The sequence below is a fragment of the Candidatus Kapaibacterium sp. genome (assembly GCA_023957315.1).
Classification (GTDB): Bacteria; Bacteroidota; Ignavibacteria; order Kapaibacteriales; family UBA2268; genus PGYU01.
Genome location: JAMLHE010000028.1, coordinates 1 through 4287, shown reverse-complemented (window position 1 = coordinate 4287; position 4287 = coordinate 1). Strand labels below are relative to the sequence as shown.

The window sequence follows — 4287 nt, the reverse complement described above, 5'->3', positions numbered from 1 at the left end:
ATCTGCTAATTCAATTACACATTCCCCAAGTGTATTGAAAATGCTAATTCCGGAAACTTCGGAAGTTTCCAAAACTTCCGAAGTTTGGATTGTAATATATTCCGATGCCGGATTGGGATAGATGGCGATGTTTTCATCATCGCCTTTGAAATCCTCTACACTCGTTGGTTCCCATGGTAGCTTAAGTTTCCAGAGTGAGCCTTTGAATATATGAAGAGGTGTTGAAAAACTAAATTGCTCGTCAATTGTCAGTAGCCACAGAGTTTTATTTCCTTGGTCTAAAAAAGTACTTCTTATTTTGGGCTTTTTTTTGAAATAGTTTAATCGTATCCACATGTTACCTAAATCTTTTGTTTCTGATAGAAAGATTTCATTAGTCCATGCTTCACGTTTCCCCAAATTCACGTCTATTCTTTCTTCTGCATCAATATATTGATTTTTGTAATTTGAATTGTCGAATTGGAAGCTTTTCGTGTAGTATTGATTTAAAGTGAAAATATATCCCGAATCAATGTTCGTGTTCGGTTTTGATTGGTCTATTAATTGTAGCCAATTGATGTTTTTCGTACTTAAAATTTCATCACTATATTTCGATATTTGTATTCCCTCGATTGTGAAGTAGTAACTCCAAATATGAGAAGCTGAATCTAAGTAGCGATAAGGTCTCTTTCCGAAAGTCCTCATTGTATTCTTACCGTCCAATCCTATATATTCATAAGCTATCGGGTCAAACTTGATTTCTCTAAAAGTTTTGCCGTTGTCGAATGTCTCGAAATATTTGTCTGCTTGCCTTTCGTAATCCAAATCATTATAGCCGTCACCCGATTTGTAGAACCAATGCTCTTTTTCTGCCCAATCAAAATTGAATTGATATGTAGTAAATCCATGCGAATATCGAAACAATTTTAATATTTCCCAGTTCCTGCCCGCGTTTCGGGATATTTGTATTGACATAGTATGTATTTCGCCTGTGTGAGTGCTTTGTTTGCCTTCATGCACAGATATAAGCAAATTTGTATCAATAGGACTTTCTAATAAGTCTTTAGCACCAAGGGACAATTTTGCATCTTGATATCTCTCGCTTGTTTTAAAAAAATCATACGATACTTCGTAGTAGCGCTTATTCTCGTCAAAATCAAAAATCATACGATGTAAAGCGTTGGAGTTGTGTTTGAAAATTCTTGGTGCAGGTAAAGATGGGATTTTTTCCCATGTTTCTCCTCCATCAGTTGATAATACATATATCAGAACAGATGGGTTCGTATATAAACGAGATGCTAAAAAACATGTGTCATTATGGCAATGTAAATTAAAAGTGCCTGTCGAATCAAGTTTCATAATATACTCCCAGCCGTCAGGGGGTTCGTAGCCCAAGTCAGCAGGTGGTGGCTTGGCATGAGCATAGGAAAATAGTACCAGTACAGCGATTAACGCTGCGATAATAGTAGTTTTTTGGGTGGAATTCATAATGATTCCCTTTAACAGTTCATATACTTATGCTAACTTAATAAATTTTCCTATTATATGCAAATTAATTTATAAGCGGGGACTAAATCTATGTTTCAAATGGATAAAGGTTGAGAACAATATATATATAATTAATTATAATGTTTAAAAAATAAATCGCGTAATAACTTAATATTCGTGGAAACTCGTGAAGACTATGAGTTCGATGGCGCAACTTTGGACACATACAGTCAACCAATCAATGGTGGAAATGTAGATATATTCGGATTTGAATTTTCTGCACAACGCCAACTCGACTTCCTACCGGGTTTCTGGAAAGGTTTTGGTGTTTATTTAAATTACACTTATACAACAAGTTGTGTAAGCGATTTTCGTATCGAAGGTAGAGAAGACGATGACATTTCACTCCCGGGAACCGCCGAACATACTCTAAATGCGTCACTTTCCTACGATAGTAAGAACTTTTCTTTCAGAACATCCTTGAATTATTCAACAGCCTTTGTTGATGAATTCGGAGAAGAAGCATTTTACGACAGATATTATGATAAGGCAGTTCACTTAGATATAAATGCCAATTATGCAATTACTCCTTAGTTCAGAGTGTTTGCCGATGCACTCAATTTGCTGAACCAACCACTAAATTACTTTCAAGGGATTAGTTCAAGAATCATGCAATCTGAGTACTATAATGTACGTTTTCAGTTTGGTGTAAAAATTGATTTATAAATCATTTAATAGGAATTTTAATGTATAAAATAGCATATATAATTAGTCTTTCATTTTTGTTTTTCATTGCTTGTGGCGAGAAACCGGCAACGGACGTTCAAAAACCACAGAACTTACTATACGACATTGCTCCGTTCACATCCGATTCCTTGGTTAATGTTGTTATCGAAATACCGGCAGGAACAAACCAAAAATGGGAAGTCAATAAAGTAAGCGGGCAGTTAGAATGGGAGCAGCTTGCACCAGATTCGTTCCGTGTAATCAACTATCTGCCCTATCCTGCCAATTATGGCTTTGTGCCACAAACCCTGTTACCAGAAGCTTCCGGAGGCGATGGCGACCCTGTTGACGTTTTTGTCCTTGGTGAGCATATCGAGCGCGGTACAGTTGTTCCTTGCAGAATAATCGGTTACATTGAAATGATTGATAGCGGCGAACAGGACAACAAGTTTATTGCTATTCAAGTTCCCTCACAATGGAACAAAGTCCATTCATTTCAAGATTTAAATCAGCACTACCCGGGAGTATTAGACATATTGCGAATCTGGTTGACAAATTACAAAGGTGTCGGTAAAATGGAAATTCTATCAGAATATGACGGACAACCCGCTCTTGATTCAATCTACAAAGCAAATAGAGATTTTTATAAACAATGATTAAAAATATCATATTCGTTCCTTCTTTGAAATAAAACTAGACCTTAATAAGTCGAATTAAAAATAAACGTTACGCATTTAATAAAATATTCGTAATTTTGTTCTTTGTATGGTAAGAATTTTATTGTTTTAGGTTTAGTTGTTAGATTTTACAGAGACAATAAATATTTGATTTTATGAAATAAATTGATTTAATAAAAGTGACATATAAGATATGATGATAGATATAAAGTCTTTATTGAAAAAAGAAATAAGGAAATTTGAAGCCGGAGATAAATTTATTTTCGGAATAAAAGAACTTTCCGGGAAATTAGAGGTCCCCAGCATTCAATTTCCGGCACTAATTGGAATAGAAATCAGTTCCATATGCAATCTTTCGTGCGTTCATTGTCCACCGCAAACCGAAAGCAGCAGCCCGAAGCACAGCATGATGGATTATGACTTATTTCTTAAGATTATGGATGAAATTGATTCTGTCGGGAAGAGGAGAATTGCATTGCATAAAGACGGCGAACCGCTGATATATCCTAAAATTATTGACGTGTTGGACAGAATGAAGTTAAATCACGAACACGAGGTATATTTAACGTCGAATGCCCACAAACTCAATAAAAATATTTCGGAGTCTATACTCAAAAATAGAATTGATATTATTAATTTCAGTTTAGGTGCAGCGACAGAGCCTTTTTATAAAAAAGTCAGAGGTGGCAACTTCGGATTTGTCAAAAAGAATATTCTTGCTTTTCTTGAAATGGCAGAAAATTATAAAACCAAGCCATTAATAAAAGTACAAATAATCAATTTACCGGAATTTCCCGAAATGGCGGATGAACTAAAATTATTTAAAGAATTTTGGTCGGCTTATCCGGTCAAAATTGAAGTTTGGGATAAACTGACTTGGGGTTTGTACGACAATTCTGATTCCGTCTCCTACCGCTATCCATGCTATTCTCTTTGGAATTCGATGGATATAAATTCGGACGGAACCGTTTCAACATGTTGCATGGACTGGAAGCACGAATTAATTATTGGCAATATCAACACAGATTCTGTGCGAGATGTATGGCATTCCGAATCATTGAATAATTTAAGAATCGCTCATAAAAAAGACAATGGCATTTCAATTGAGCAATGTGCCGGTTGTAACTACTGGCACTGGCAACCACGATTGACTAATTATCCTTTATCTAAGGTGACTTAACGATGATTTATATGATTAAAATGTTTATTGTGAGTAAGAGGTAAAGATATTTAAGCCCCTTTTCGGGTAAAAACTGTTATTTTGTCATTCTGAACGAAGTGAGCAATCCATGTATTTTTATGAAATCTTGATTCTTCGTCTGCGGCTCAGAATGACGATGAGGACTGAACATAAAAAATGTGAGGCTGTCTCACAAGGGCAGCCTCTTTGGCTTTCAATAAGGTGATAAAATGGGAC

4 protein-coding genes are annotated in these 4287 nt (G+C 35.6%); 3 read left to right on the top strand and 1 reads right to left on the bottom strand.

What is annotated here, in order from left to right; all coding sequences use genetic code 11:
• On the bottom strand, window positions 1-1467 hold a 1467-nt coding region (locus M9949_15090), incomplete at its 3' end, for a hypothetical protein (GenBank protein MCO5252729.1).
• A gap of 177 nt (window positions 1468-1644) precedes the next feature.
• On the opposite strand from M9949_15090, the gene M9949_15085 reads away from it, so the two are divergent.
• From M9949_15085 to M9949_15075, 3 genes are all read left to right on the top strand, one after another.
• On the top strand, window positions 1645-2061 hold the full coding sequence (locus tag M9949_15085) for a TonB-dependent receptor (GenBank protein MCO5252728.1): 417 nt from the start codon (window positions 1645-1647) through the stop codon (window positions 2059-2061).
• A 152-nt stretch (window positions 2062-2213) separates the two neighbouring features.
• The gene (locus tag M9949_15080; protein ID MCO5252727.1) at window positions 2214-2849 is read left to right on the top strand and encodes an inorganic diphosphatase; all 636 of its coding nucleotides are present in this window, start codon (window positions 2214-2216) and stop codon (window positions 2847-2849) included.
• Between the two features lie 238 nt (window positions 2850-3087).
• Entirely contained in the window at window positions 3088-4050 is a 963-nt protein-coding gene (locus M9949_15075; protein MCO5252726.1) for an SPASM domain-containing protein, read from the top strand.
• Window positions 4051-4287: the final 237 nt, after the last annotated feature.